Origin of the sequence: Acinetobacter sp. RF14B (assembly GCF_006864105.1) — a bacterium.
GTDB classification, from domain to species: Bacteria; Pseudomonadota; Gammaproteobacteria; order Pseudomonadales; family Moraxellaceae; genus Acinetobacter; species Acinetobacter lwoffii_C.
The window spans coordinates 1-3,425 of record NZ_SMTB01000151.1 but is presented as its reverse complement, the minus strand read 5'-3'; the positions used below and the strand labels follow the sequence as shown (position 1 = coordinate 3,425).

Genomic DNA, 3,425 nt, shown 5'->3' with positions numbered 1-3,425 from the left:
GGTATAACCCACCAGAGAAACTGTCGGCACAGCCGCTTTTTGACGGGCAACACGCCCTTGGGTGCGGGTTTGACGGACTTTATCCAGTTTGGCTTTAAGCTGACCCATACGAATCCGCAGCAGGCGGCGGTCAGTTTCAAGGAGGGTTTCCCCGGGGCCACGTAAGCCAATCCCACCTTTTTGACTGTCAAGATTGCCACGGCTGCGAATCAGACGTGAAGATAAATGCTGTAACTGCGCCAGTTCAACTTGTAATTTCCCTTCATACGTCCGAGCGCGTTGGGCAAAAATATCCAGAATCAGCTCAGTCCGGTCCACAACCCTGCATTTCAACATGTATTCAAGGTTACGGGCCTGAGCCGGAGAAAGTGCATGATCAAAAATGACCAGATTGGCATCCAGCAGTTTGACCTGTTCGGCAATTTCTTCAGCCTTACCTGAACCGATAAACAGCTTCGGGTCCGGACGGAGGCGCTGTGTATGAATATGTTGCAGAATTTCAGCATCGGCAGATTGTGCCAGCAAGTGAAACTCATCAGCATCCAGGTCTTCCAGTATTTGTACGCTCACACTGACCAGTATGACCTGTTCTTTTCCCCGATGTTGCTCTACATATTCCACTCAGCACATGCTCCATTGTAAAATTTCATTTTAGTGGAAAATGAACAGAACAGATACGGGCATACAAGGCTTTCTTTTAAAGCACCGTGACAAACAGTTGTACAAGTGTTACCAGAACACAGGTATAGACCAGAGTTATGCCGAAGATAAATTTAAGTGCTTGTGCCGGTGGAATCATTTCATGGCAGGACTGCTGGTTTTTTTGCATAGTTTCATCTTTTTTGCTCTGATATTTCGATGACTTTTTTTTATTTGATTTAAAAATCATATTTAAATTAATGCGAGAAATGGCATGAGAGGCTTTTTATTATCAATGCAAGTTAAGATTGAAAAGTATAGAATAAGTTTAATTCGTGGATATTCCCTGTATCTTGTTTAGGATTTAGTGATCTTTTTATGCACCCTACTGTACACAATCAAACAGCTGAGATAAGCGGCTTTGCAAAATTCTTTCTCTATTCCAGAAAAATCTTTGCATCCGTCACCACAATCAGTGAAGGGTTTTATCTGGTATACCGGCATAGCCTGCATAAACATCCGAATAATCCAAACAATACACGTTATGTGCAGTATTTTTGCCGTCAGTTGTGCAAGGTCTTTAATATTGAAGTCAAAGTGCATGGCACCATTCCACGTGAGCCTGCCCTGTGGGTAAGCAACCATATTTCCTGGCTGGATGTGGCGGTTTTAGGCTCGGCTGCCCGGGTGTTTTTTCTGGCCAAAGCCGAAATCGAAAATTGGCCGGTATTGGGGAAGTTGGCCAAAAGTGGCGGAACCTTATTTATTAAACGAGGTTCGGGAGATTCTGTAAGAATCCGTGAGCAGATTAGCGAGTTTTTAAAGCAGGATATTCCGGTCTTGTTTTTCCCGGAAGCTACGACTTCGGATGGCCGTTCAATCAAGAAGGTGCATGGCCGTATTCTAGGGGCGGCAATTGAAGCGCAGCGTCCGGTTCAAATCTGCCTGCTGTGTTATGTCAATCAGCAAGGTCAACTGGATATGGTAGCGCCATTTATTGATAACATCAGCTTTGCTGCCCATGTGCAAAATGTACTGGAAATGCCGAAAGTGACTGCGCATCTGATGGCTTTGCCGGCTATTCCGACAGCAGGACTGACCGTCGATACTTTGACGCCGATAGTGCAAGACCAGATGTTGCAGGGCTTAAAAGAATTACACTCCAGAGTGCTGAAAGAATCGCATTAAGATCATGATGCTGAATTAAAAAAACCAGTCAGCCGGGGTAGCGACTTGTCATATTGATTCAGCAGTTTTTGAGTTCCATATCGTTTACATAAAGCCTTCAATCGGTAGCCAGGACAGGAATTTTAAGGACGCCCGCTGATACCATTTCATCCCAGGTTCTTTGGTAAAAGTTTTGGTCTCTCCATTTGCCTTGCTGATTTTCCAGTTAATCTTCTGATTGGCATCCAGTACCAGCTTATACGCATATTTACTTAAATTCTGGTCCATGGTGCTATGTACCGCACGGGCCAGAGCAGGGCTGTTTAATACAACTCCGATTTCAGTATTTAAATAGGCAGAACGCGGGTCAAAATTAAAGGAACCAATAAAGACCTGTTTCTGGTCCAGGGCCATCATTTTGGCATGCAGACTGGAACGGCTTAGGCCCTTGAGACTGACTTTGGCTTTCTTGGCGAGTTCTTCAGTATTGGCATTCAGGTGATCTGCATCGGGTGCAGCCAGAAATTCATACAGCTGTACATCATTTTCCAGCAGGTCCTGACGGTATTTGGCATAGAAGGCATGCACAATCGAGACGTCATTGGCTTTATAAGAGTTGGTTAAAACACGGACTTTAATATCATTGGCTGCCAGTTTTTTTAATCGTTCTGCCCCCAGTTTTTCAGGCACAAAATAAGCGGAGACAATATCGACACTGTGTTCAGGTTTTTCCAGACGTTGTAATAACTGAAAATTCAGATGATCCTCAGTCTCTGCTTCTGCTTTGATTTTGGCAGGAGAATCTTTGACTACTTCTGCTTCTACCCAGTCCAGCTGGATGTTATGTTCCAGCCATTTATCAAAGGCCTGGGAGCGATTGGCCAGATTCAGGTAGTTTTGGGTATAGATATCCTGACCATGGGCTTCCAGCTGCTGTTTCAGGCTGGGGAAACGCAAGGTGTGATGTCCGGGCTTAACGATCTGACGAACCGGATAAGCATATTCATCATTCCAGTATTCATCAAAAGAGTGAATGATTTCATCTGAAGCTGCCCCGACCAGCATCACGTCTACATCAGAAAATTGATAGCTGTCACTTACATTGTAATATTGATTGCTCATGTTGCGACCGCCAATCAGCGCAATCTGGTTGTCGGCAATAAAGCTTTTATTGTGCATGCGGCGGTTGATACGTTTTAAGTCCAGCACCATGTCCATGGCCCGGTATTTACGGAAGCGGTAAGGGTTATACAACTTCACATCAATATTCTGGTGCTGATCCAGCGCCAGATAAATACCTTCCATTTTCTTGGCATTATTGTCATCAATCAGCAGACGCACCTGAACGCCGCGATCTGCAGCCTGAATCAGGCCATGCAAGGCCAGGGCACCGATCCGGTCGTTATCCCAGATATAATATTGCAAATCCAGACTACGCTCTGCTTTGTGAATCAGCTGCATCCGTGCAGCCAGGGCTTCCAGGGGGTCATATAGTAGGTGGTAACCGGTCAGGCCCAGGTTCTTGTCGCGTAGGGGGGTAATGATCTGTGCCAGACTGGTTTGGCTGGTATCTGTCTCAAAGGCCATCTGACTTGGCTGCTCAGCCTGTTTGGGCAAAG

At 45.5% G+C, this 3,425-nt stretch carries 4 protein-coding genes; 1 reads left to right on the top strand and 3 read right to left on the bottom strand.

Annotated features, from left to right (window positions below):
• Together hflX and E2K52_RS15605 are read right to left on the bottom strand one after the other, a co-directional pair.
• Positions 1-621: GTPase HflX (gene hflX, locus E2K52_RS13865; protein ID WP_151205605.1), on the bottom strand; the 621-nt coding region annotated here is incomplete at its 3' end.
• A 76-nt stretch (positions 622-697) separates the two neighbouring features.
• Complete coding sequence (locus tag E2K52_RS15605; protein ID WP_264765946.1) at positions 698-829, bottom strand: hypothetical protein; 132 nt, start codon at positions 827-829, stop codon at positions 698-700.
• Between the two features lie 188 nt (positions 830-1,017).
• On the opposite strand from E2K52_RS15605, the gene E2K52_RS13860 reads away from it, so the two are divergent.
• Positions 1,018-1,827 carry a lysophospholipid acyltransferase family protein gene (locus tag E2K52_RS13860; protein ID WP_151205604.1) on the top strand — a complete coding sequence of 270 codons (810 nt, stop codon included), beginning with the start codon at positions 1,018-1,020 and terminating at the stop codon, positions 1,825-1,827.
• A gap of 84 nt (positions 1,828-1,911) precedes the next feature.
• Here the strand turns inward: E2K52_RS13860 and E2K52_RS13855 are convergent.
• Positions 1,912-3,425, bottom strand: a 1,514-nt coding sequence (locus E2K52_RS13855; protein ID WP_171478873.1) for a phospholipase D family protein, incomplete at its 5' end; no start/stop codon positions are given.

What these genes read in the sequence shown, in the direction of transcription:
- E2K52_RS13860 (WP_151205604.1), top strand. Translation starts at nt 1,018, where the DNA reads ATGCACCCTACTGTACACAATCAAACAGCTGAGATAAGCGGCTTTGCA.
- E2K52_RS15605 (WP_264765946.1), bottom strand. Translation starts at nt 829, where the DNA reads ATGCAAAAAAACCAGCAGTCCTGCCATGAAATGATTCCACCGGCACAA.